The sequence below is a fragment of the Acidianus ambivalens genome, from assembly GCF_009729015.1.
Classification (GTDB): Archaea; Thermoproteota; Thermoprotei_A; order Sulfolobales; family Sulfolobaceae; genus Acidianus; species Acidianus ambivalens.
In genome coordinates this window covers 849,672-873,265 of sequence record NZ_CP045482.1, presented here as the reverse complement: position 1 = coordinate 873,265, position 23,594 = coordinate 849,672, and the positions used below count along the sequence as shown (strand labels likewise).

Here is a 23,594-nt window from a genome sequence, read left to right as displayed (position 1 = left end):
TTAAAAAATCACATTGGTGGAAGCGATTTCATTATTAACGCATAAACTAGTATAAATATTGCGTCTAGAATTCCAATTATTCCAGTTAATATTGCTATACTTCCAGCAGTAATCAAAGTAACATAAACGGCAAATAGTATTGAGTTTGGAGTAGGTAATGGAATTGATATTTGTGAGCTTCCAGTAATTATTAATCCTATTGTGAATATTAGTATAGCAGAACTGTAGCCTAAAGCTAGTGTCATTGACGTATAGTTTCCTCTATAGAAAAAGGGAATTAAGTTAAATGCTAGTATTATAGTTGCAGCTATTCCCCAAAAGGATGATTAGAAGTCGTAATTAGAATTAAATGTAAATGCATAAATTAAAATTATTCCTAGAATTTGAATTACCGAATTTAATAATTGTCCAGAGTCCATGAGCATTGTGAGTATTATTAATATAATGCCTATAAGCATCATCACGCCTGGAGTTGTACTTGAATAAAATCTAACTCCGTAAAATGACGCATTAAAGCCTATTTCTCTTGCTGTAATTATATATGTTATTGCCAATAATAAAAAGGCAAATAACTCTAATAATATAGTTATTTTACTAATGTTTATTCCTTTAGAGTAAAGTGAAAAAATAGGAGCAATCAAATAAAATATAGCAGAGATTATTAGTAGAGGTATAGTTGTTATTCCAAGTATATTATATTTATATGTGTAGATTCCGAATAAAATTGTTGCCAATCCTTCTAACATAATAGATGATATTAATAAAAATCTGCCATATTTGGTTAATGTTGGTATATATCTAGATACCTTAGTTGCAGTATCGATTAACGGTTGAATTTGTGGCTGAATTGTCTGTTTTAAGTTTTGCTGTATTGTGGAAAAATCAAATCCGCACTTAGGACAGAACCTTGCATCATCTGGGACCTGGGTTCCGCACCTAGGACAGTATTTAACCATAACATAGACTTTATATTATTTATATTTATAAATTTTATGAGATAATAAACAATTAAATACTGTTATAATATTAAAATGGGAATCACTTGGATTTATGTCTAATTACATTAGTGATAGCAAGTACTATTATAGCTATTATACCGGCTATACCAAGATATTCAAATAATGGATTTATCAGTATTTCTGCTTTAAGCTTAAGGGGTCCATTAATGGTTATTATTTCTCCGTTAGTTACTTTTATGGATCCTACCCATTTTACTATGAAGAACGGTGTAGTAGCTATTTTAATGAGAACTTTAGCACCTTGATTATACCAATAATATATACCATTAATATTAATCAAATATTGTTTAATGTATTCAGGGTGAATAACTAACGGTGAGTGAACTATAACGAATTGTGTTGAATTTAACACATATCTCTCATAACTTGAAATATAAATATACTGAGGCAAAATTATTACACAACCATCCTTTATCCATGTTTCTTCTGTTCCGTTTGGTAGTATAAGCTTAACAAGGTAATATACATCGTATTTGGGGCATAAAACACGACAGTTCAAGATTTCTATTATATTATTTTGTTCGCTTAATATATATCTAGTATCATTAATTTGGATTATTTTTGGCAATATTAAATCGGAATGGGAATCTATCCATTCTTCTTCTGTTCCGTTTGGTAGTATAAGCTTAACAAGGTACTGCAATTTATAATTAGGTTCTATTATTATGGGTTTATTTATTATAACCGAGTTATACGTAGAATTTAAATAGTATCTACTTGTAGAGTTTACATATATTGTTTTTGGTATTTGTATTATTGTACCATTATTTATCCATTCTTCTTCTGTTCCGTTTGGTAGTATAAGCTTAACAAGGTATTGTAATTCATAGTATGGAGTAATATTTAATGGCCCTACAACCTTGATTTCATTTGGTGATAATATGTAATACCTAGTTTCATCATTTACATATATTGTTTTTGGTATTTGTATTATTGTACCATTATTTATCCATTCCTGTTGTGTTTTATTATTTGGCAGATTAATTATGACAAGGTATTGTAATTCATAGTATGGAGTAATATTTAATGGCCCTCTTACTACGATTGTTGGGCTTTGATTCAAGTTATATCTAATAAATTTACATACCTGAATTATTTTCGGTAAACATATTTTTGAACAGCTTAGGAACCATGAACAGAATGTTCCATTTGGATATAATATCCTTATAAAATAATATGTATTGTAAAACGCTGTAACGTTGATTGAAATAAAGTAACATCTAGGATAAATTATATATCCATCATTTATTTGTTGTCTAATTCCATTTATGCATAAACATATTTTATAAAGGCATTGCTTTTCGTTCTTACATATATAGATTGTTTGCGGTAAACTAATGTTAAATGGTTTTTCAATATAAATTGGCTTACCGTTATAATCTATAAAAGTGAAGGGAACGCTAACTCGTGGCATATCAATTACACTGTTAGGGCATTGGACATTAGTTGAAACAAGAATCTTAGAGCTAGCTGCTTTAAAATTCAAATTGCAGGCGCTTTCTAGACTGTTTACGCAATAGGAGAAAAATGATGGTACTGGTTTCCATCCTTGATTACAATAAAGTAACGCTAGTGTAGAATTTAAATTATTAAACTTGACTGTAGAAAGTTGCTCATATGATCCGAAAACTAAACCTGCAGAAAACGCGTTTAAGCTCTTAGTAAAGTCAGGCTTTATTACAATACATGCGGAATTAACGTTAGGGCAACTTATGAATACTTTATCGTAGTAAGTAAATATGGGTGGAAGTATTTCTTGTCCATTTTGAATGCTAGAAAAACCGAACGTGACATATACTCCTTTTCCTTGAACTGTAGTTACGTTGATTATTAAGTATCCAGCAAGAGGTAAGCTATATTTAATATCATAAAGGCATGGTGGAGAATAACAATAATATGTTCTATTACAATAACTGTTTATAATACCTTTTCCTTCTACGTGATAGATGTTTGCTCTATACGAACTGAAATTCCATATATTATCTTCTAAGTAAAACCAGTGGAAGCAGTTCTCAAATTTAATAATATTTTGCAGGAAGTATTCATAATCATTGCCACCATTAATTAAAAGAACGGCATTTAATTGTAAACTTGCCAAGCATCCTTTAGGCTCAAAACAAGAAATATTAAAATAACCCAATATTGAGCTAGTTCTTATGCAATAATTCTGTAATTCTCCTGAATAATCATAAATCCCATAAGAAACAATACCTTTAGGAGAAGCTAATCTATTAGACATTATAAAGGAACAAAAAGACCTAGGTGCAACGTTTACATTGATGTTGCTATCCTTACCTAAGAAATGGTTTATTACTACAACGTAATTGCCTTTATTTAATGGAATAACGTATGTGCCTTTAGTTATTTCAGTTGAAAAAATGGCATTTTCAGAATGACCTAAACTCCATAAACAATATGTTTGAGGAGTGAAAACATATAAACAATAAATGCCAGGACAATTATCTTGAACAATAATTTCTTGAGAACAATTATTTAAGGATACATACTTTTCAAAAATAGGATAAGCTACAGCGTAAGTTTTTATTACAGGTGGAGGTTCCCCTGGTATTCGCTGAACCACATGAAAATTGCAGATGCCCAAGGGTGTAATAACTGTAAGAATAATAAGTGCCAAAAAGAGGATCTCTCTTGACATATAGAGATTTATATAAAAATGATATTTAAGTCTTGTATCTAAAAATGTAATAAACTATGTTAAATATAAAGTAGAAAGTAAAATTGAGAAATTTATATTGTATATTCATGAATAAAGAGTAAAAACATTTATATTATTGACTTAAATTATTCCTGTGAGAAAGGAGAAATTTATTATAATAGGTTTCATAATAATGTCTTTTAATTCATTATACCAATACTCGTGGAATGCTTTAGAGCCTTTATTGAGGGAAGGATTTAACGTCAGTATAGTTGAAATTTCTCTTGGATTCTCCTTATTTACAATATTCTCTTCCGGCTTTCAACCATTAGGAGGAAATTTTGCAGATAAAATTGGGCCTAGAAAAGTTGCGTTACTTTCATCAATACTCTCTGCTTTAGGATTCTTAGGAACTTCTTTCTCTCCAAGCGTTTACATTTTTTTCATATTCTGGTCTTTAGGTAGCATAGGTGAAGGAATACTTTATGGGATAGCTTCAAATCTTGCAGTTAAATGGTTCAAAAAGAGAATGGCCTTTGCTACTGGTTTAGTCTCTTTAGGTATTGGATTAGGTTCGGCTTTAGCTGACCCCTTTATACTAATGTCAGGAAATTTTAGATTAGTAACTCTTATTATAGGATTAACAGAATTGATAATTCTCCCAATACTTTCCTTGCTTATTGAATATCCTACATTAGAGAGCGGAAAATCACCTAAAGAGGCAGTATTAAGTAGAACTTTCTGGCTTATTTATTTATCCTTTGTTACTGCAACTGTTCCTTTACTCGTTATTTCGTCTTCCTTATCAATAATTGGTAAAGCCTTGCCTTTTCAAGAGCTGTCGATATTGATTTCAATTTTTCCGATATTAAGCGGTTCTGGAAGGCCAATATTTGGCCATATTGCTGATAAATTAGGAGTAATAAAAACTACTGTAATAGTAGATACAATCATAATACTGGGAGGAGCTTCTCTCTTGTTCAGTCAAATTATTCCTGCAGTTGTAATAATAGGCTTAGCTGGAGGTGCTGTAACAACTTTGTATTTTAATGTATCTGGAATAGTTTTTGGGACTAGATATTCTACTGTAAATAATGGAATATTGTATACTGGGAAAGCTGTAGCAGGCTTTCTAGGTAGCGTAATATTTAACTATCTATTTCTAATAAGTCCATTCTTAGCTTATTTATTTGTAATCATTTCTTCAACAATAGGCGCAGTGACTTTATATGGAATATTTCATCATGCTCAGCCCGCTGAAGGTTCGTCACAAATCAGACGGGGCCTCTAAAAACAAGAAGTGCATTAAAAATAATTAAAATTTTATTGGAGGAAGAGAGAAGAGGAAGCTTGCCTCTTAACTTCTTCAACTATTTCTCTAGGCATTGAAAATTTTTCTATTATTTCCTCCTCAGTATTTTTCTTCTCCTTGAAAACTTTTATTAGAAGTTGTGAGATAAATTCATGAATAGTGTTTTCTGATATATTGTATTTTTTACTTAATTCTTTTATTTTATCCGAATTTGCTATATCATCTACAAGACAAGAGTAATCTTTTTTATCATCTACTGCAAGCTTTTTACTCGTTATTTTCCATTCCATGATACAATTTTACTTTAGAGGTTAATAAAAGAGAGAGCGTATATTTAATATCTTTTAAGAATAATAAAATTCATGTTTAGAACGCTCTACGTTGGTTTTAAGTTGCTTCCACGAGTCCTTATGCTTAGACATTATAGGAGATTAACTTTAGAAAATAAAAAAGTGGACGAAAAGGAAGTTGAAAAAGAAGCAGAAAAAATGTTAAATACTTTAGTTTCTCTTGGTCCTGCATTCATTAAACTTGGACAGATATTGTCAGTTCATTCTGACTTACTTCCAGAGGCCTACTTGAAGGTCTTATCTAGACTACAAGATAACGTACCTCCTTCACCTTGGGAGGAAGTTTATGAAGAGATTAAGGAAGATCTAGGAGACGAACTTCTAAAGAGGCTAAATATTAATCCAAATCCAATAGCTTCAGCAAGTATTGCTCAAGTTTACTTGGCAGAACTTGATGGTAAAAAAGTCGTACTGAAGGTTAATAGACCTAATATAAGGAAGGAAGTTGAGCAAGACATAAAGGTGATGAAAACTTTAGTCCCTTTCCTTAAGTACATCTTTGATGAATCTTTCTATGAGAGTGCTAAGGCAATAATTGATGACTTTTCGTCCAGAATTTTTGATGAAATGGACTTTACCAAGGAGGAATTCTACATGAGGAAAATAAAAGAGGAATTAAACTTTCCTGACGTTAAAATTCCACAACCTATTTACGCAACAAAGAGAGTTTTAATAATGGAGTACGTTAAATCGTATAAGGTAACTTCTGAAGAGGCAAAGAAAATCATACCGCCAGAGACTTTATCATATAAGGTATTTAGGACGTTTATGGTAATGTTACTTGAAAAGGAATATTTTCATGCCGACCCTCATCCAGGAAATATAGGAGTTGATGATGAAGGCAATTTAGTACTTTATGATTTCGGAATGGTAGGTAAAATGGATAAAGATACTAGAAATAAATTAGTTAGAGCTTACGTGGCTTTAACTAGGCTGGACGGAATAGAACTAGTCAAAGTTTTAGACGAACTTGGTGCAATTCAGCCAGAGGCAGATAGAGAGCTATTAGCTAAGGGTATAGAACTTTTCCTTAAAACGTTTCAAGGAGTTACGCCAGAAACGTTAGAAGTTGAAGATTTTATAAGTGCTGCAAACGAGGTGTTTTACAGATTTCCACTCAGATTACCCCAAAAGCTTGTACTTTATATTAGGACTACTTCAACACTAGGTGGTACGTGCATTACTATTTACCCTGAGTTTAATTTCTTTTCAAATCTAGTTAAGTTAATAGAAGAAGAAGATCTAGTAATACCAGCCTTAATTGACCAAGTTAAAGATACGTTATCTTCCTTTGTTAGGAAGTTTAGGACATCGTTGCTTGAGAGACCGGTGATAGAGAGGAAGAACAATACTGGAGGTGAATATTATTTAAGTTTAGGAATTGCGATACTGTCTATATTATCCTACATTTTTACAAAGGATGTCACTTTAGCCTTACTATTGATAATATTATCACTAATAATAAAAAGATAGAAAAATAATAATAAAATAAAAAGATTTATTCTATCTTTATAGTAGTAGTTCCTTCTACCGGAATTGATATATGAAGAACTCCGTTCTCATATTTTGCGGTAACTTGCGAGTCTTTTTTTACCGCAACTGGTAATCTAATAACCCTAGATAGCCTTTTTGGTCTTTGAGTTAAGTATTTTACGCCACCTTCTGGAAGTTCTCTTTCTGCTTCAATTACTATTTCATTAGATGAGGTTAACCTTAAGTGAATTTTATCCTTTTGAAAGCCAGGTAAATCAACGTCAATATTTAGATATCCTCCTTCTTCGTAGATGTCAACAGGAGGTAGAACGTTCTCATAAAAGCTTCTACTTAACTCCTCTATCTTTTTAGATATTTCTTTTTTAACGTAACTTGTTAGACTCACTTCTTTCCACCTCTTCTAAGGAAGAATGCCAAGATTTTATAAATTAAATACCATCTAAGTAGTCTCATATAATTAAAAATTCCATTCATAGTTAAAAACGTTTTCTTAAATACAAAAAGACGCTCGAAACAATCATAATTATACCTAGTATTTCAGAGAGCTCCTGAAATTTTAGTATTTTCATACATTTAATATATAGTCTAACATAAATAGGATATGTTGCATTATTTGTTGTCACTATATTTGTATAATTTACTGTTTTCTGTATAATAATGGTTACATTCTTCTCTATTATTGTTTCGTTTATACTTCGGTAGGAAATTTTTGGGTAAGTTTCGTTGTAAACTTCAAATACCCATTTCCCCTGAGTTAACATGATAGTACAAGGCGGTCTAATTATTTTAGTAAAATTGCCATGAATTATCTTAACGTAAACAGTTACGTTAGTTGAATTCTCGTATATTGATGCAATAACTTTTGCTGTTGAAGGAATTGATATGCAATACGGTTTAGTTACTACTAACGTATTAGATATCGGTGATGTTATAGAAAGCAGTGACAAAGAAATTAAAGTAATTCCAATAGATAATAATATTCCCCTTATCATATTTCTAGCCTCTTAAATTTATTTAATGAGAAGAAAAAGGTAAGTATAGCAATTATGAGCTCTATTGTGATTCCTTCATATATGCAAGGCAAAGTTTTTCTGTTTACAGCCTCGTATAGGAGGAGGACATAAGGATTTAGTGATGAAGTTATTCCTAACACGTGGTAGCCTTGAATTAGCTCATAATAATTTAACATTCCTCCAAATATGAAGAATAAGCCTATTATAAAGCTGGAAAGCAATGTAGCAATGCCTGCACTTTTGAACGTTAAAGCTATACTCAGTATTATGTTTTCGGTAAAGAAATATCCTATAGTATAAATTAATATTAGAAATTGAGGGACAGGGATTCCAGACATTAATATATATGCTTCAGTTGTAGTTAACCATATTATATAAGGAGTTATTACATCTGAAAAATACATCATGAGGAAAAGATTAGTTCTCTTTATAGGTAAGGTTAAAAATGAAATTATTGAACCCCTATAAATATGATCTCCAGTTACGAATATTATGTTGCGTAAAGCTAAGGCAAAGGCTATGGTTTCTGAGACGCTGATTAAAGGAATAAAAGCCAAGATTATGCCATAAATTGTAAAATTTCCTCTTTCATAGAATGCATTAATAAATACATTAGAGGAGAACATTAATGGAATTATGAACTCTAAAGTAGGCTCCCTAAATCTTTCTTTAAAAATTACGCTAAATATTTGATAATTTCTTGAACGCATCATCTAATGACGACCTTCTTAAGCTTATTATTTCAACTCCTGCGTCATCTAATCTATCAACTATATCTCTAACTTTTCCTTTAACCTTTATATAAGAGCCTTCAATTTTTCCTCCTATTATCTTTATTGCCTTTTCAGGATCGTTGACTACCAGCAGTATCTCTTCTTCCTCAGCTTCCTTTAGAGCTTTCTCTATTTTACCTTGGAAAGTGACCTTACCTTCGTTTATGAACACTACGTCAGTAATTATTTTCTCCAATTCTGACAAGATGTGGGATGAAATAAAGAACGTAACTCCTTGATTATTTAGCTTCTTGACTTCTTCATAGAATTCTATCCTAGCAGGTGGATCTAGATTTGCAGTAGGTTCATCAGCAATGATTAACTCAGGGTTTTTTATAAGCGAAGCAACTAGTTGGACTCTTTGTGCTAGCCCGGAAGATAGTTGCGAAAGCTTTTTCTTAAGATGATCCTTAAGTTTGAATTCGTCAACAAAGTCAGTAATATTAGCACCGTAAATCCTACCTATGTCTTTTAAATATTCTTCCACGGTATTTTCTTGAGGGTAAACTAAATTAGTAAAGATTACTGACATCTTCTCATGAACTTTAGGATTATCCCAAGGATCTTCTCCTAAGACCTCAACTCTTCCTCCAGATTTTCTTATTAATCCTGCAATGATCTTTATTGTAGTAGTTTTTCCGGCACCGTTTGGGCCTATAAATCCTGTTATAGAACCCTTCTTTACTTCAAAGGAAACCCCTTTAAGAACTTCTCTTCCATCAAAAGTTTTCATCAAATTTTCTATAAATATCACACTATTTAATAGCGTGAGAAGGATTATTAATTTATTCAAAGCAAGTAAAAGGGATCTCAACATTTTTAAGCTTATTTAACAAAAGTATTTTAATGACTGTTAACAGTAGAAGTATTCTTAAAGATGAAAGAGAAAGGGTTACCAATATAGCCTTCTTTCTTAAGAGATTTATGACTGGAAAGGAAAAATTCTCGTCATTAGATGACTTAGTCAGGTTCATAGATTCTTTAGCTAAAAAATTTGAATTCTTGTCAACCGTTAAAAATTGGGAAAAGTGGAAATTAGAATTACTTCTTAAAAAAGTCAACTTTGTAGCAAGGTCTATAAGAAAAGAGAAGAAACTAAAGGTAAGCTTAGAGAGGAAATTCAAGGGAATAAAAATTCAGAAAGTTGAGGAATATGATGCAGACAGATTTACTGTATTTTATATGCATGAGGGAAAAAGCAAAGCAGTTTCAGGTAGTGCGAGGGAGATAAAACAGAAACTTTTGAAAGAGATAAAGAAATAACAGTTTTCCCTTTATTAGCCTCATTTTATTACTTTAAACATGTGGATGAATTACCGAAATCTTGGATAAATAAAGAGGCATATAAGAAGGTAAGGCTTGAAGAAGCTAAATACGAGGCAGAGCTAGCAAAGAAATTCCTCGAGCAAGGGTTAACTAGAAATGCTGCAGGTAAGATATTTCAAGCCGTAAAAGCTTTAGTAGCTGCTAAAGCTGTTGATAATAAGGAATACAAGGGTAAAGTGAAATTAAGAAACGGGAAAAAAGTAGAAAAGGCAGAATGGAATAGTAACAGTTATGCCTACTACCTATTTGAAGAGAGTTGCACAGTTACTAGATGAGGAACTGGATGCGATGGTAGATAAAGCTTTGCATATTCAGGCTTTTCAATATAACGGCCCAGATAAGGAAATGTTAGTAAGCATCTATCCAGATGTAATAACAGCTTCTAGAGATATTTTATATTTAATAAAGAAAATTAATGAAATTATAGATAAAAGTTGAGAATTATTGAACAGTTTTTGTTTCAGCGTTGATTGACCTTTCTTCCACATCTTTTCTGAATAATTTTAAGTATATTATCCCGCTTATTGCTTGAAGTAATCCTCCTATTTCTAAAGGTAATGGAAGATCTATTTCCATTAAATATCCTCCAATACTTGAACTCATTTGTGAAAACCTTGTAGCTAGTCCTTGAAGACTTGACGCTGTTCCGTAATCTTCTGGAGAAATTCCTTTTATATTTACTGCAGTCCTATTAGGTGCACCAAAGCCTGCATTTAATCCTCTAAGGATGTACATTAGTCCTGCAAGAAATAGGTAAGGAGATAACGCCATAGCAATTAAGAATACTCCGTTCATTATTCTAGTAAGTGACGCAAGCCTAAGGATGTTTCCTTTTATCCTGGTAGCTAAAAATGAACCTAGTGACGTAAATACATAATTCAATGTAAAAATCTCTCCTATTTCAGAATCTGTAGCATGATAGAATAATGAAAACCATAGAGAAAGTAAAGGAATGCTCATTCCTATACCTACTGCTCCAATAGAATTCGATAATATGACTTTAGAAACGTATTTTAGACTACTCTTTTTCATTATTTTTTCTTTCTTTATTCTTCTCTTTTCCCTATTTTCCTTAACAAATAAAAGAGAAGTGAAGGATAAAATTAGAAATAAAGAAGATATAAAGAATAGAAATTTGTAATTTCCTATTTTACCAAAAGGTAAATAATCCATGAAAGTTAACATTAAACTTCCTCCTATTGACGATAAAGATGCTACAGAAGAGAGAAGGCCTATCTTTTTAACTCTCTCAAAATCCTCCTTCCAGTTAGTAGCAATTAACGCAGTTAAACCTGGAGAGAAAAGTCCCCTCATTCCCGTAGCGCTTCCAGTTATTCCAGATAATATAAGCGAGGTAGAAAGTAGTGCGAAAGACGATGTAGGAGTTATTACTAGTAAAAGAACTCCTAGAGCGGATATTCCTTCAGCTATCATTAGAGATTTCTTATAACCTTTCCTATCTCCTAAAAACCCTAGCGAAAGCGAAAGAATTGCAGTAAATCCTACAACTGCTGAAAACACTAAACCTATGAGTAAAGGAGAATATCCTAAAGCCTTTAAGTACAGAGGAGAAGAGATAGTAACGAAAATTAACCCTATACTTCTAAATATTCTAGAAATAAGTAAATATTTGAAACCAAAGTCTTCTGACATAATAAAACATGATTTGTTCGGAATCTAACTTTTTAAGCTTATTCTAGATACTTTATAAAAAAGTTTTTAAGCTAGCCTAATGGTCTCGATTTATGAATAAGACCTTTCAAGGAGTATATGTAGATCCGTACCAGTTAGGAATGCAATTAGAAACTTGGTTGGCAGGAAAAGGATATAAAACTCAAATTTTACAAACAGGCAGCTATGTAGTCGTTCAAGCTAAAAAGGAAGGAATATTGAGGACTATTTTTGGTGCAGATAGGGCTTTTACGGTAAGGCTTTATGGAGGCCAAGGATTTTTACAAGTTGACGTTGGAATGTCAAATTGGTTAAAGGCAGGAGAAGTTGCAGAGGATATTGTAGCAGCAATGGTTTTTATGCCATTGGCTGCAGTAGAAGGCGTTGAGGAGATTTATAACGTAAAAATAGAGCATGACATAATGAAGGAGATAGAAAGGTTAGTTAATCAATCCTCGTTACAGCCTACATTTAATCAACCAATGTTTCAACCAATGATGCAGCAACCCGCTATGCTTCCAATGCAAGAGAAAATTTGTAATGCGTGCGGATATAGAAATCCTCCTAATGCTAGGTTCTGTATGAATTGTGGAAATCCACTCTAACGCGAAATCTTCTTCATCCTAATTCCATCCTTTGATGTGAATTTTATAGGATTAAGGTTATTCTCTTTTTTGAATCCAAGAGTTGTGTAAATTAGTACTTTACCTCTTCCCGAGGGTGGAATTTCAGAAGCTACAATATCAAAATTTTGTGCATCTATACTTTTCACACTTTCATTTAGTTTGAAAAAAGTAGGTTTTCCATCTTTTAATTTTATAGTAAATCCGTAGTCGTAACTATAAATGTTAAGGTTGCCGTATACGAAATATCCTTTGCCCAGATTAGAAATATCTTTTAGAAGATTTAGGTCGTCTACTGAATAATCAAACTGAGTATGAGGAATTTGGACTTGCGAAGTAGTTATTTCATGGCCTTTAAACCAGCTAAAGGAATGCTTTGAAATTTCTGCAGAAAATTCTCCCGCTATTTTCCTTAGCTCTTCTATGCCACTTTCTTTTCCATCTATATAGAATTTCTTTAATGCGATTCCATCTATTAGCGTTGTACCGTAATCTTTAGTAAAATGGAAAATTTTTCCTTTGTATTTCTTTACAGTTTCTATATCCTCTTTTTTTAGCATTCTTTCTATGATTACGGAAAACCTGTCAAAGAAATATTCCTTATATCCTTTTTTACTTTTAACCATTAACAAATTTCCAAGACTCGATATCTTAAATCCTCTATCATAGCTGTTAAACGTGATTTCAACTTTTAACGCATTAATTTTCTTAGCAATTTCATAATATTTTTCCTTAGCTATTATGCTTTTATTTCCCATTATTTCATAAATTTTGTCCTTTATCTTAAACTTTCTCTTTCTTCCATTAATTCTTCCTTCTTCATCAAATTCAGATAATACTATATCATCCGCGGAAAAGAAGTCTATTGAATTAAATAAGTTTGGGTATCTTCTTAAGATGAGAAGGACCTTGTCCAGTTCTTCATTACTTATTCTACTTAATTTAGTGAAGGGACTTTTATTCACAGTTTCTATAATTTCGTCTATTCTTTCTTTCATTGTATAAGGAATATAAAGCCTAGAAATTCTAGACGAGTCAAAGGTATAACTAAGTCTATCGTCCGTTCTCCTTATTATCCTTACTTTAGGTTCTTCCTTACCTCCTATTTCCTTTTCTACTAAGTAAGTGACCATCTAGATAATATTGGACGTAAAATAAATAAACAATCTTCAACAAGGTTATTTATTCCCATCTACTAGATTTATTTAATGTATAAGATTTCTAATGTTACTGGAGATGGTAACATAATAAATTTAACGTTGCCTACTTCACTTAGAGGGCATAACGAACCTCTATCGGTAGAAGTTAATCTGGAACTATTTAATCCTCTGAAAGATGAAAGAAAATACATACTACTGGTTAGAGATATAACTTCGAACGTAATTCATCTTGCAATAGTTTTTAGCCAAAAGGATAAGAAGGTAATTTCTATATCTTCCTCAGATTTCATCTTAGGTAAACTATATAGAAGGAGAGAAGTTGAATTTATAATACCTTGGGTGGAAGAGCTAATTGCCCAAGAAGGTAGAAGCTTTGATTTCTCTATAGATATATATTCAGCACCTAAGGAAATGGAATTATCTAAACTCTCTGAGATAGTTAGGAAAGCTATTGTAAACTCGGAAGATTTACAGAATTTGAGATTTACTTTATGTAGAAAGATCAATTTTACCCTTTCTTGGGGTAAGATAGGTAAAAGAAAACTTCTTTCCTACCCCTTACCATCAATTTTTAACGATTTCAGTAAGGTGGAAATAACTTCCTTTGCTAACGTCGCAGGAGAAGTTGAGATGTATGAGTGCGAAAGGAATAAAGCGATTTTCACATGTAGAAAGATCAAAAATAGGATTAATTCCCTTAATGTGCCCAAAGAAATTTCCTCATTAAAGTTAGAAGAAGGAAAACTTTACGCTTTCTTCTCCTTAAATACCCCTAAGATAGTTGAGACTAAGGGCTACGATTACTTTACGTCCATTTCTTTTCCAATATACTTTTACAATGTACCCATCTTAATTATAGGCTTAAATGGGCTTAATAAAAGCGAGAAAGAAGGCGCATTCGCCAACGTAATCTATCCAATGCCAAAAAAGCAACGCTTGATGTTACCTAAATTTTTAAGAAATAATTCTTGGGTTTCTCCATTGCCTAAGTACATTGGAGAAGAAAGAGGAGATGAAGAAATAAGTGATTTAACGCCGACATTCAATAGGAAAAGGATCCTGGAAAGAATAGTGAATAAATTCTATTCTTCTACAATTACTCCGGTTAACGGAATTAAGGAAATGGAATTAAACGAAGGAAGGGCATTTTCAGGAGATTTTAATTTCAAGATTATTCCTGCTAACGATAAAATCTTAAGAAGAGAGTTTAGAAAATTTATCAAGGGATTAGGCAAAATACTTTACTTGTCGGCCTCTTCTGGCAGATTTTCAGAGAATCCTAGAAAACCTTCTTTTACGTTAAAGTACTCTGTAATCGAAAAACTTTCAAAGAAGTATAATTTTGAGTTAAATAACGGTATAATGAGCGGAAATATTCCTCACATGCTAGTTCCGCTTTTAATAAAGCTTTACGCTGGAGCAGAAGTTAAGGATGAGTTTCATGACACCTTTAAAGGTTATGCCGGGAAAATAAAGGAGAGAGTGGATTTAATTTTACAGGAGATTTCTTCATTATCCTCTCTACATTCTACAAATTTAGAAACTATAATAAAGTATTATTCTGAAAGCGACGAATTATATGAGGAAATTAAGAGAGTTTTAGAATCCTCAAATAGTATGACGCAAGCATATTATAATCTTCTAGCTTCCTTGCTCTTCTTGACATCAAGAATAAAAGACGATAGAAAAAGAAAGAACGTAGAAAGTGACGAAATAACTAATTTAATGGGCTCAAATCATGTACTGAGGTTATCTAACGTTGAGGCTTATCTAATTAATTCATTTTCGCCTTATAGCAGAGTTTATATTCCAGTATTGAATTCAAGTTTCGTCAGAGTTAGAATAAATACTATGAATAGTAAATTTGCTTTTTTAAACGACTCGGCAGTTGAAAAACTATTTTCGGTCGTGACATATAATTTAAAATTACTATTAACTCCAAAAGGTGAAAACTCTGAGGTAATAATAGATCATCCAGAGCATACAACCTTCAGGATAAAGGTTAAAAAGCCCATTATCTTATCAATAGAGCCTAAACCTATAGTTCAAGTAATTAATACTGATGCAATATTCTTTGATTTTGACGTTTCAAAAGTGTTCTTCGTAAGCCAATATTTATGGGAAAGACGCATAAGCAGGGATTTTGAAGTACTTTAACAAAATCTTTTTTAACGTTGATTCTACAATATAATTATGCAAACGCAATTAGAAAAGGAAGAGGTAGAAGTAAAGTTAGCTTCAAAATTATTTAATAGATTCACTGCCGAAAGGCAACCAACTCTATATAAGGAAATTTTAATGGATTAAGGAAATCTTTTTACTGAAAAAATATTAAGTTTTATCCATACTAATTTTTATGATACTAATACTTGCAGAGAACGAAATTCCTGAGGCTGACTATGTAACATACTTTTCTAAAGATGATATATCATTCATCTTTCTCCATTATAAGGGGGGATTCTATAGATACATAGGATTGTATAAGAAAAATAAAGGAGTTGTAAGTAGAGTAAGGAATATTCCATTCTATTTACCATTTAAGTACGTGAAGAAACTTCACGATAATTACTTACTTCTCTATTTAAAAGACGATAAAGAAAAACAAGTTATTATTCCTGCAGTAAAGGTAGAGGCTTATGAATATTTGTATTCACAGCTGGCATATACGATAGAATATATGATGGATAAACTAAAAATGGAGGTTTCTCCAGAACAAGGTAAGGAAATAATTGATATTCTCAAGAGGGGTAATTCCATAGGCGAAGAAGGAACAATTTACTCTCTCAAAGTCTACAGACTACCAGAGACCGTACAAACCAGTAAAGAGGTTTTTACAGATTATCCTTTATATCCTCCTCTTGAAGTTTTCAAAGAAGGTTTTGAAGATAATAATTTATTTTAATATAAAAATGAGTAAGTATGAACGCTGATGAAGTAAATATTCTTACAAAGAGAGCCTTAAGGGCTGACGTTGAAAGTTTGAGAAAAATTGTGAATTTTCTTAGTCAATACAACGTACCTATAGCTAAGTTTGCTATTTATTCAATAATTTACCAATTTGCTATGAACAACGTAATAGATCTGGGAAAGGAATGTGAGACTTGTGGCGGAAAATGTTGTAAAGCAGGTTATCCAGTTCCAGTTTATGATTACGATTTTAAGGAAATGAAGAAGAATATAAAGGACTTGCGTTTGGAAAAGAAAAACGGTTTCTATTTGTTACCAAGACCCTGTCAGTTTCAGAAGGACTGGGTTTGTACTATAAATTCTTTTAAACCTTACGCATGTTTATCTTATCCCTTTGCTACAGAAGACGAGCAGGAAGACTTGTTAAAAAGCTATGACGGTAACGGTGTTCCTGACTTTAGAGTTCCAGAATTTTGTATTGCTGGAAAAAAAGTAAAAGAATTTATGAATAAGATTGTAGATGAACTGAGAAAGGAAAAAGGTAGAGAACCGACACCAACAGAACTCCTAGAAAAGATTATAAGCCTTTATGAGAGAAAGGGATAATGAGCTTTCTGAGAGATAACGCTAGACAATTTCTTGAGCAAGCCAAGTTCTCGATGGAGAGAGGTTTTTATAATCTAGTCTTGTTTAATGTTGAACAGAGTATTCAACTGAATCTAAAATTTCTCCTCTATTCTCTTACTGGAGATTTTCCTAAAACTCACAAGATTTCAGAACTTTTTAAATATGTAATAAATATTCTGGATAACTCTTGTAATTTAAGTAATTTTTATGAGGAGAATAAGGATTTCATTTCTATTATAGAATTCTCATATATTTCTAGCAGATATTTACCACAAACCTTTTCTAAGGATGACGCTGAAAAATCTTTAAGAATAGGAGAGGAATTTAGTAAAATGATAGAAAATTGTCTAAAGACTATGCAGAAATCCTAAAAATGATGTATGAAGAAAGGAAAGAAATCCTACATAATATTGAGAAATATTTGAAGGAGATTAAAGAAGCTGTTATAGAAAAGGATCCTGACGCTAAGGTTATCTTATTTGGTAGTTTTATTAGGGGAAATTTTAGGCCCGATAGTGATATTGATATTCTTATAATTTCTGAAAAATATGGTGATAATCCTCATAAATACGCTGAACTTGTAAATTATATTAGAGATAAAATACAACATTATTCTCTATTTGAGTTTCACGTAGTTACTAGGAGAACTTACGAGAATTGGTATAAGAAATTCATAGATGTATATAAGGAAATTTAGTACACGAACGATCTAATATAAAATAAAGTTTAAAAAGAAATATGTTTAATTAGAAATATTACTCTTAAAATTTCTAAAAACAAATAATCTATTATGATGGTTAAGAGCATTTGTCCTTTTTGCGGAGTAGGTTGTGGTATAGATCTAGAAGTTGAAGAAGGTAAGATAGTAAGGGTTTTGCCTGATAAAACTCATGTAGTTAGTAAAGGTCATTTATGCGGTAAAGGCAGTATTGCTTTTAAATCTCTTTATGCAGAAGATAGAGTTTTATATCCTTTAAAGAAAGAAGGTGAGAAATTCGTAAGAATTTCATGGAAAGAAGCAATCGATGAGATTTATTTCAAATTAAACAAGATAATTAAAGAATACGGTCCTTTCTCTGTAGGCTTTTACGGAGGTTGCCAGAACACTTTGGAAGAAGTTTACTCTTTCATGAAACTTGCAAGGGCGTTGGGAACTAATAACGTAGATTCTTGTGCTAGAGTATGTCATGATCCTTCAGCAATAGCATTAAAGGAAATGTTAGGAGTAGGAGCCTCCTCGACTTCCGTTGTTCAAATTCCTAAAGCTAAAGCTTTGGTAATAGCAGGAGAATCAACAACGGAAAGCCATCCGGTAATATCTCAATATATTGTGGAGCTTAAAAGAAAAGGAGGTAAACTAATAGTTATAGATCCTAGATTAACAGGAATTGCTAAAATTGCAGATCTTTATTTACAAATTTCTCCTTCTACTGATATATACTTATTTAACGCTGTTGCAAATTATTTAATTTCTAATGGATTAATTGATGAGAATTTTATTGAGCAAAGGACGGAAGGCTTTGAAGACTATAAGAGAGTTGTAAGCAAGTATTCCATTGATGATGCAGAGAAAATAACTGGAATTCCTAAAGAAAAAATAATTGAATTCGCCAAGTTAATTTCACAAAAGCCTGTTATTTTCTCTTGGGGCTTAGGATTAACTCAGTCTTCAGGAGTTAACGGAGTGAGAGCTTTAGTTAATTTAGCGTTGCTAACTGGAAACATTGGAATAGAAGGAGGAGGTGTAATAGTATATCGTGGCCAGGCTAACGTTCAAGGTTCTGGAGATTTAATAAAGCCTAACGTCTTCCCTAATGGTAAAATGGATGAGTTGCATGCTTTACAATTAAAGGAAGTTTGGGGATTTAAACCGCCTATTCAGCCGGGTAAAACGGTTACTGAAGCTCTGTATGGCTCTAATTTAAAGGCGGTATTTTTAATGAACTTTAATCCTGCTAAGAGTTTTCCTAATAGAAAAGTAGTTGAAAAGTTCTTATCATCTCTAGACTTGTTGGTCGTTATCGACTCCTTTATGACTGAAACTGCCAAGTTTGCTCATTATATATTGCCTGCAGCAATGTGGGCTGAAAAGGAAGGCTCTGTGACAAGTTTGGACAGGTTAGTAAAGTGGAGATTCAAGGCTATTGATCCTCCAGGGGAAGCTAAACCTGAGCTAGAAATAATAGCAGATATAGCAAGGAAATTCGGTTTCAATTTCTCGTCAGATCCTAAGGAAGTATTTAATGAGCTAAAAGAGGTATCATCATACTCTAATCTCAACTTTGGAGAAATAACTGATTATTCATTGCCATCAAGATATCCGCAAAACGATGAAGTACTTTATAAAGAAAAATTCCTAACCGAAGATGGCAAAGCTCACTTCCACCCAGTTGAGCAACCAAAGCTTTCTAAAGGTATGATTCTAATCACTGGAAGGGAGGTTACTCACTATAATACTGACGAACTAATAGTTAGGTCTGGATTTCCAGAAATTCCGTTAGAGATTTTTATTAATCCAGAAGATGCTACTAGACTGGGAATAAAGGAGGGAGATGAAGTGGAAATATCTTCAGAATGCGGTTCTGCAAAGGCTAGAGTTAAGCTATCAAATGAAATAATGAAAGGAACAGTATTTGCTTATATGCATAATGCTGAAATAAATTATGTTGTATGTAGCGAGATGGACGAAGAAGCTAAGACCCCCAAATTTAAGTACACTGTAGTTAGTATTAGAAAATAAGATGAACCTTTTCCTTCATTAACAGATTTATTGTAATAAAGTTAGTTTTTGTTTAAGTACGTTGCTTGTAGGAGTCCATAAAGCATCTGTAGCCAAAATATTTATTAATAATAGATAATAACATATACAAATGGTAAAATACTGTCCAAAGTGCGGATATCCGAATTCTGACGATGCAAACTTTTGTGTCAGATGCGGGTATCAGTTTTCGGCTGTAGGAGACCAGCAGTCTCAGCAACCTAATTCCCAACCACCTTATATTCCTGCAAATAGCAACTCTTCAGAGTCGCCTAAGAAAAAGATACCATTAAAGGCTATTATTGGTGGTATATTAGCTATAATAATTATTTTAGTAGTATTCTTAGTCGTATTGCCATTAATATCTCCTCATGGGGTTTCTGCATTAGCATCTACTGCACAGAGCGAGTTCGGCGGTAAATGGGTTACTGCTAAATGTAAATCTGGTACCGCAAGCTACATGGGCAATGGAGAATATAAAGTGGAATACCTAAATGGAACAGTAGTTTATGAGAGCTATAATAGTCTTCAATTTACTAATCTTTTATCTCCACCATTTAGCGGTTCATCGGCTTATCAAATAATCTATAATGCCTATCCGTCCAAGGTAGTTTTTAGTATAATTAATGGTACAGCCAATGGCGAGAAAACTTATATCATTCTTATTGGAGCTTACTGGAATTATACTCCTAGTCCTGCCTCCGAGACTTATAGCGTAATAAACTCGATCTTATCTAATTCTAGTTATTCTGCTTCGATTTCAGCAGCTGAAGCTCAAGCTAAATCTCAAGGAATATGCTTTGTACTATCATCATTTAATGGATTAGATTATTATTACACGTCAACGGCTAATACTACGTTATTAAGCCAACTCCCAATATCATCTTCGCCCTTACAATCTTTAGGCGTAACTTCTATATCTGCTTTAGGCGCATTTGAAGGAGTATCAAATAATGAAGAAATTGCAGTATTAGCTGTAAACTTAGCTCCTACAAATTCTCAGATGCAATCAATTGTGAGCCAGTTTCAGAGTTGTTTATAAAGTTAATAATTTTTATTTAAAAATTATAATTCATAATAATAGTATATTTCAACTATAGTACATTTATCGTGCGTGCATTATTCTTGTTAATGAAAATCCTTAGTGAGCTCTTATTTATGTTCGTGTGACAATTCCTTATATGGAGAGAGCCTGGAGAGGATTCGCTATTATCTATGCAAGTAAAAATAATATAGCGGAGAGATTATGTGAAGAAATGAAGAAAAGGGAAATTCCATGCTCTCTTTTCTCTTATAAGGAGGCGAACTTTGAAAATATTTGGAAGTGTTATGACGGAATAATCTTTACTATGGCGTTAAGCGGCGCAGTTAGAACAGTATGCAAGTACGCTCAAAGTAAAGATAAAGATCCTGCAGTTATTGCAATAGACGATGAAGGAAAGTTTGTGATCCCAATATTGGGGGCACATTGGGGAGCTAACGAATATGCAGAGGAAATTGCAAGATTATTGGGTTCTACACCAGTAATTACTACTGCAAGCGAATTATCTAACATAACAAGTGTTGAGGAATTTGCTAGGTTAATAAATTGTAAAATACTTAATGTTGAAAACGTAGTGAAAGTAACTTCCGCACTTTTAAGAGGTGAAGAAGTTTGCGTAAAAGGTTTGAAAGCATTACCTAAAGTTAAAGGTAAATATAAAATTGGAGATGATTGCAATTACTTTGTCATAATAGGAGAAAACCAGGGAAATAATGATAATGCAGTATATTTAAAACCTCTCAAACTTTCTATAGGAATAGGCAGTAAGATTGAAACAGATGAGAGAACAATAGAAGAGGCCATTCTTTTTGCCTTAAATAAAATAAACGCAGATATATCGCAAGTAGAAGTGATTTCTTCCGTTAGAGAAAAAGTTAGGAAAGTTGCTGAAAAGTTAGGAGTAAAATTTAGATTACTCTCATTAGACGAAGTTAATTCATTCGAGGACGAATGCCTTTCTCCCCAAAGCGAAAAATTAAAAGAGCTAGGAATAAGAAACGTTGCCGAGGCCTGCGCTCTAATTTCCGCAGGTAAGAACGCAAAACTGATTTTGAGGAAAATTCCTTATAAAGGAGAAGTAACAGTTTCTATTGCATCAATAGGTGATTAAATGGCACTCTATGTTATAGGCGTAGGTCCAGGAGATCCAGAGTTAATAACGCTAAAGGGCATTGAGAAAATAAAGAGTGCTGAAGTAATAACTGGTTGGGGAAGCGTAATAGAAAGGTTCTCTGCGTACGTCAAAGGCAAAAAAGTAATTCCATTAAATTATAAGGAAGAGGCAAAATTACTTAACGAAGTTATGAATTTAGCTAAGGATAAGGAAGTCGCATTTTTAAATCATGGAGATCCAGCAGTTTCTGACTATCAACTTTTGGATAAATTGAAAAAGTTAGCTAAAGAATATGGAGTTAGTCTTGAAATAATTCCTGGGATCTCATCAATAATTAGGGCTTTACAAATAGTTGAAAGAGACTTAACGCAGGTTATAGTAGTAACATTACACGTAAGGGGAGAAATCGATTATTCAAAGCTTAGGGACTTGATAAAAACAGGAAGGGACTTACTAATTATTCCAGAACCTTATCCCGATGGCGTCAAGAGAATAGCTCTTCAATTTGAGAAAGAAGACCCAACTTTAACAATTATGGAAAAATTAACATATCCTGACGAGAAGATCTGGAAATTTAAGTGTAGTGAAATAATAAAAGGAGATATTAAATTTGGGGACTTAACTATAGTTTATGTTCCTTCAGTTTATTAACTTCTAGGGGTAGAAGTGTTATTTGATCCAGCGCCTAAAATTAGAAGAGAAGACTTCTTTGATAGGAAAAGGAAATTGAAAGAGTAAAATCCTTATTATCTCCAATAACCTTAGTACTGGGTTTAAGGAGAACTGGAAAATCTTCTTTAATAAAGATTTCATTAGAGGAATTAGGCTATCCCTACATTTACGTTGATTTAAGAAAGTTTGAAGAGAAAATTTACGTCAACTATAAAGATTTTATTCTAGAGTTATAAAATGAGATTAATAGACTAACTAGAAAATTTCCAGAACTTATCAATTTTCTAAAGAGAATCCAGGGAGTAAAAATAATGGGTAACGAGATTTATTTTGGTTGGGGGAAGGAAAATAGGGTGAGCTTTTCTTCCCTCTTAGATTCCTTAAACGATTGGGCTGAAGATAAGGTAATTCTAGTTCTTGACGAGGCTCAAGAGCTTCATAAAATGAGAGGGTTTAATATATTACCTTCTTTAGCTTATGCCTTTGATAATTTGAGGAAAGTTAAAATAATACTCAGCGGTTCAGAAATAGGCTTATTACTAAAATTTCTAAAATTGGAAGATGCGGGATCTCCATTATTTGGCAGGGCATTTTCAAGGGTTGAACTAAAACCTTTTACTAAAGAAGAGGCAGTAGAATTCCTCAGAAGAGGATTTGAAGAATTGAAAGTAGATTTCAGCGATTATGAGAAAGTCTATAACGAACTTGGAGGAATTCCTGGCTGGTTAACTTATTTTGGTTTTAGATATTATGAAATAAGAGAATTCGATAAAGCAATGAACGAAACTTTAAATTATGCTAAGAGGTTTATTATAAGCGAATTTGAGCATTTTCTATTAGATAAAATGATAGCTAAAGAAAGATATTATACCATAATGAAGTCTACAGCTAATTGCAATAATTGGAGTGGAATAAAGAATGAATTAGAAGCAAAAGAAGGAATAAAAATTTCAGACTCGGAGCTTAGTAATTATTTAAATCACCTGCTCGATTCTTCATGGTTAACTAAAGTTGACGATCGATACTGTCCTTCAGAGCCGTTAATAGGTAGAGCGTTCAAAGAATAATCTTTATAAA

At 32.4% G+C, this 23,594-nt stretch carries 26 protein-coding genes; 16 read left to right on the top strand and 10 right to left on the bottom strand.

The features are described 5' to 3' along the window. Positions 1–8: 8 nt before the first annotated feature. From D1866_RS05185 to D1866_RS05175, 3 genes are all read right to left on the bottom strand, one after another. A complete protein-coding gene (locus tag D1866_RS05185; protein ID WP_152942289.1) occupies positions 9–245 on the bottom strand; it encodes a hypothetical protein in 237 nt (78 codons plus the stop codon). Between the two features lie 81 nt (positions 246–326). After that, on the bottom strand, positions 327–956 hold the full coding sequence (locus D1866_RS05180) for a zinc ribbon domain-containing protein (RefSeq protein WP_152942291.1): 630 nt from the start codon (positions 954–956) through the stop codon (positions 327–329). A gap of 82 nt (positions 957–1,038) precedes the next feature. Beyond that, complete coding sequence (locus tag D1866_RS05175) at positions 1,039–3,675, bottom strand: thermopsin family protease (RefSeq protein ID WP_152942293.1); 2,637 nt, start codon at positions 3,673–3,675, stop codon at positions 1,039–1,041. A gap of 154 nt (positions 3,676–3,829) precedes the next feature. Between D1866_RS05175 and D1866_RS05170 the strand changes: the two genes are divergently transcribed. Further along, positions 3,830–4,966: an MFS transporter gene (locus D1866_RS05170; RefSeq protein WP_155861073.1), complete on the top strand. Its 1,137-nt coding sequence runs from the start codon at positions 3,830–3,832 to the stop codon at positions 4,964–4,966. Positions 4,967–4,998: 32 nt separating this feature from the next. Here the strand turns inward: D1866_RS05170 and D1866_RS05165 are convergent, their stop codons facing one another. Next, positions 4,999–5,277: a hypothetical protein gene (locus D1866_RS05165; RefSeq protein ID WP_152942295.1), complete on the bottom strand. Its 279-nt coding sequence runs from the start codon at positions 5,275–5,277 to the stop codon at positions 4,999–5,001. A gap of 72 nt (positions 5,278–5,349) precedes the next feature. Between D1866_RS05165 and D1866_RS05160 the strand changes: the two genes are divergently transcribed. Further along, complete coding sequence (locus D1866_RS05160; protein WP_152942297.1) at positions 5,350–6,810, top strand: ABC1 kinase family protein; 1,461 nt, start codon at positions 5,350–5,352, stop codon at positions 6,808–6,810. A 25-nt stretch (positions 6,811–6,835) separates the two neighbouring features. Here the strand turns inward: D1866_RS05160 and hsp14 are convergent, their stop codons facing one another. From hsp14 to D1866_RS05140, 4 genes are all read right to left on the bottom strand, one after another. Continuing rightward, positions 6,836–7,216, bottom strand: coding sequence for an archaeal heat shock protein Hsp14 (gene hsp14, locus D1866_RS05155; protein WP_155861072.1), 381 nt, complete (start codon positions 7,214–7,216; stop codon positions 6,836–6,838). A 91-nt stretch (positions 7,217–7,307) separates the two neighbouring features. Beyond that, complete coding sequence (locus D1866_RS05150; RefSeq protein WP_152942299.1) at positions 7,308–7,823, bottom strand: hypothetical protein; 516 nt, start codon at positions 7,821–7,823, stop codon at positions 7,308–7,310. Continuing rightward, positions 7,820–8,557, bottom strand: coding sequence for a hypothetical protein (locus tag D1866_RS05145; protein WP_152942301.1), 738 nt, complete (start codon positions 8,555–8,557; stop codon positions 7,820–7,822). The genes D1866_RS05150 and D1866_RS05145 overlap by 4 nt, the downstream gene beginning before the upstream one ends. After that, positions 8,526–9,350, bottom strand: a complete 825-nt coding sequence (locus tag D1866_RS05140; RefSeq protein WP_152942997.1) for an ABC transporter ATP-binding protein — start codon at positions 9,348–9,350, stop codon at positions 8,526–8,528. Before D1866_RS05140 ends, D1866_RS05145 begins: the two co-directional genes overlap by 32 nt. Positions 9,351–9,463: 113 nt before the next feature. On the opposite strand from D1866_RS05140, the gene D1866_RS05135 reads away from it, so the two are divergent. Genes D1866_RS05135 through D1866_RS13410 form a run of 3 tightly spaced genes read left to right on the top strand, consistent with a single transcriptional unit; the run spans position 9,464 to position 10,381 of the window. Further along, positions 9,464–9,880 (top strand): hypothetical protein, encoded by a 417-nt coding sequence (locus tag D1866_RS05135; protein WP_152942304.1) that lies wholly within the window; start codon positions 9,464–9,466, stop codon positions 9,878–9,880. Between the two features lie 41 nt (positions 9,881–9,921). Next, positions 9,922–10,218 (top strand): PaREP1 family protein, encoded by a 297-nt coding sequence (locus tag D1866_RS13415; RefSeq protein ID WP_231136422.1) that lies wholly within the window; start codon positions 9,922–9,924, stop codon positions 10,216–10,218. Next, positions 10,175–10,381 carry a hypothetical protein gene (locus D1866_RS13410; RefSeq protein ID WP_231136421.1) on the top strand — a complete coding sequence of 69 codons (207 nt, stop codon included), beginning with the start codon at positions 10,175–10,177 and terminating at the stop codon, positions 10,379–10,381. Before D1866_RS13415 ends, D1866_RS13410 begins: the two co-directional genes overlap by 44 nt. A gap of 3 nt (positions 10,382–10,384) precedes the next feature. On the opposite strand, the gene D1866_RS05125 is transcribed toward D1866_RS13410, so the two are convergent. Then, positions 10,385–11,596 (bottom strand): MFS transporter, encoded by a 1,212-nt coding sequence (locus D1866_RS05125; RefSeq protein ID WP_152942306.1) that lies wholly within the window; start codon positions 11,594–11,596, stop codon positions 10,385–10,387. 92 nt (positions 11,597–11,688) lie between these two features. Here D1866_RS05125 and D1866_RS05120 point away from each other — a divergent pair, with 92 nt between their 5' ends. After that, positions 11,689–12,219: a zinc ribbon domain-containing protein gene (locus tag D1866_RS05120; protein WP_152942308.1), complete on the top strand. Its 531-nt coding sequence runs from the start codon at positions 11,689–11,691 to the stop codon at positions 12,217–12,219. Here D1866_RS05120 and D1866_RS05115 read toward each other — a convergent pair. Further along, a complete protein-coding gene (locus tag D1866_RS05115; protein WP_152942310.1) occupies positions 12,216–13,370 on the bottom strand; it encodes a hypothetical protein in 1,155 nt (384 codons plus the stop codon). The genes D1866_RS05120 and D1866_RS05115 overlap by 4 nt on opposite strands. 75 nt (positions 13,371–13,445) lie before the next feature. Between D1866_RS05115 and D1866_RS05110 the strand changes: the two genes are divergently transcribed. The 10 genes from D1866_RS05110 to D1866_RS05065 all read left to right on the top strand — a co-directional run bounded on the left by D1866_RS05110 (position 13,446) and on the right by D1866_RS05065 (position 23,584). Next, on the top strand, positions 13,446–15,554 hold the full coding sequence (locus D1866_RS05110) for a hypothetical protein (RefSeq protein ID WP_152942312.1): 2,109 nt from the start codon (positions 13,446–13,448) through the stop codon (positions 15,552–15,554). A gap of 199 nt (positions 15,555–15,753) precedes the next feature. After that, complete coding sequence (locus D1866_RS05105) at positions 15,754–16,299, top strand: hypothetical protein (RefSeq protein ID WP_152942314.1); 546 nt, start codon at positions 15,754–15,756, stop codon at positions 16,297–16,299. Between the two features lie 17 nt (positions 16,300–16,316). Continuing rightward, positions 16,317–16,910, top strand: coding sequence for a YkgJ family cysteine cluster protein (locus D1866_RS05100; protein WP_152942316.1), 594 nt, complete (start codon positions 16,317–16,319; stop codon positions 16,908–16,910). Next, positions 16,910–17,302 (top strand): HEPN domain-containing protein, encoded by a 393-nt coding sequence (locus tag D1866_RS05095; RefSeq protein WP_013776801.1) that lies wholly within the window; start codon positions 16,910–16,912, stop codon positions 17,300–17,302. Before D1866_RS05100 ends, D1866_RS05095 begins: the two co-directional genes overlap by 1 nt. Next, positions 17,275–17,628, top strand: a complete 354-nt coding sequence (locus tag D1866_RS05090; RefSeq protein WP_013776800.1) for a nucleotidyltransferase domain-containing protein — start codon at positions 17,275–17,277, stop codon at positions 17,626–17,628. The genes D1866_RS05095 and D1866_RS05090 overlap by 28 nt, the downstream gene beginning before the upstream one ends. A gap of 90 nt (positions 17,629–17,718) precedes the next feature. After that, positions 17,719–19,671: a formate dehydrogenase subunit alpha gene (gene fdhF, locus D1866_RS05085; RefSeq protein ID WP_155861071.1), complete on the top strand. Its 1,953-nt coding sequence runs from the start codon at positions 17,719–17,721 to the stop codon at positions 19,669–19,671. Between the two features lie 130 nt (positions 19,672–19,801). Then, positions 19,802–20,731, top strand: a complete 930-nt coding sequence (locus tag D1866_RS05080) for a zinc ribbon domain-containing protein (protein ID WP_152942320.1) — start codon at positions 19,802–19,804, stop codon at positions 20,729–20,731. A gap of 139 nt (positions 20,732–20,870) precedes the next feature. Further along, complete coding sequence (gene cbiG / locus D1866_RS05075) at positions 20,871–21,842, top strand: cobalt-precorrin 5A hydrolase (protein ID WP_152942323.1); 972 nt, start codon at positions 20,871–20,873, stop codon at positions 21,840–21,842. After that, complete coding sequence (locus tag D1866_RS05070) at positions 21,843–22,496, top strand: cobalt-precorrin-7 (C(5))-methyltransferase (protein ID WP_152942325.1); 654 nt, start codon at positions 21,843–21,845, stop codon at positions 22,494–22,496. Between the two features lie 332 nt (positions 22,497–22,828). Next, positions 22,829–23,584: an AAA family ATPase gene (locus D1866_RS05065; protein ID WP_152942999.1), complete on the top strand. Its 756-nt coding sequence runs from the start codon at positions 22,829–22,831 to the stop codon at positions 23,582–23,584. The last annotated feature ends 10 nt before the right edge of the window (positions 23,585–23,594 follow it).

Bases quoted from the DNA above. Each gene is read 5' to 3' on its own strand.
- D1866_RS05185 (WP_152942289.1), bottom strand. From the start codon at position 245: ATGACACTAGCTTTAGGCTACAGTTCTGCTATACTAATATTCACAATA.
- D1866_RS05180 (WP_152942291.1), bottom strand. From the start codon at position 956: ATGGTTAAATACTGTCCTAGGTGCGGAACCCAGGTCCCAGATGATGCA.
- D1866_RS05175 (WP_152942293.1), bottom strand. From the start codon at position 3,675: ATGTCAAGAGAGATCCTCTTTTTGGCACTTATTATTCTTACAGTTATT.
- D1866_RS05165 (WP_152942295.1), bottom strand. From the start codon at position 5,277: ATGGAATGGAAAATAACGAGTAAAAAGCTTGCAGTAGATGATAAAAAA.
- D1866_RS05160 (WP_152942297.1), top strand. From the start codon at position 5,350: ATGTTTAGAACGCTCTACGTTGGTTTTAAGTTGCTTCCACGAGTCCTT.
- D1866_RS05150 (WP_152942299.1), bottom strand. From the start codon at position 7,823: ATGATAAGGGGAATATTATTATCTATTGGAATTACTTTAATTTCTTTG.
- D1866_RS05145 (WP_152942301.1), bottom strand. From the start codon at position 8,557: ATGATGCGTTCAAGAAATTATCAAATATTTAGCGTAATTTTTAAAGAA.
- D1866_RS05140 (WP_152942997.1), bottom strand. From the start codon at position 9,350: ATGAAAACTTTTGATGGAAGAGAAGTTCTTAAAGGGGTTTCCTTTGAA.
- D1866_RS05135 (WP_152942304.1), top strand. From the start codon at position 9,464: ATGACTGTTAACAGTAGAAGTATTCTTAAAGATGAAAGAGAAAGGGTT.
- D1866_RS13410 (WP_231136421.1), top strand. From the start codon at position 10,175: ATGCCTACTACCTATTTGAAGAGAGTTGCACAGTTACTAGATGAGGAA.
- D1866_RS05125 (WP_152942306.1), bottom strand. From the start codon at position 11,596: ATGTCAGAAGACTTTGGTTTCAAATATTTACTTATTTCTAGAATATTT.
- D1866_RS05120 (WP_152942308.1), top strand. From the start codon at position 11,689: ATGAATAAGACCTTTCAAGGAGTATATGTAGATCCGTACCAGTTAGGA.
- D1866_RS05115 (WP_152942310.1), bottom strand. From the start codon at position 13,370: ATGGTCACTTACTTAGTAGAAAAGGAAATAGGAGGTAAGGAAGAACCT.
- D1866_RS05110 (WP_152942312.1), top strand. From the start codon at position 13,446: ATGTATAAGATTTCTAATGTTACTGGAGATGGTAACATAATAAATTTA.
- D1866_RS05105 (WP_152942314.1), top strand. From the start codon at position 15,754: ATGATACTAATACTTGCAGAGAACGAAATTCCTGAGGCTGACTATGTA.
- D1866_RS05100 (WP_152942316.1), top strand. From the start codon at position 16,317: ATGAACGCTGATGAAGTAAATATTCTTACAAAGAGAGCCTTAAGGGCT.
- D1866_RS05095 (WP_013776801.1), top strand. From the start codon at position 16,910: ATGAGCTTTCTGAGAGATAACGCTAGACAATTTCTTGAGCAAGCCAAG.
- D1866_RS05080 (WP_152942320.1), top strand. From the start codon at position 19,802: ATGGTAAAATACTGTCCAAAGTGCGGATATCCGAATTCTGACGATGCA.
- cbiG (WP_152942323.1), top strand. From the start codon at position 20,871: ATGGAGAGAGCCTGGAGAGGATTCGCTATTATCTATGCAAGTAAAAAT.
- D1866_RS05070 (WP_152942325.1), top strand. From the start codon at position 21,843: ATGGCACTCTATGTTATAGGCGTAGGTCCAGGAGATCCAGAGTTAATA.
- D1866_RS05065 (WP_152942999.1), top strand. From the start codon at position 22,829: ATGGGTAACGAGATTTATTTTGGTTGGGGGAAGGAAAATAGGGTGAGC.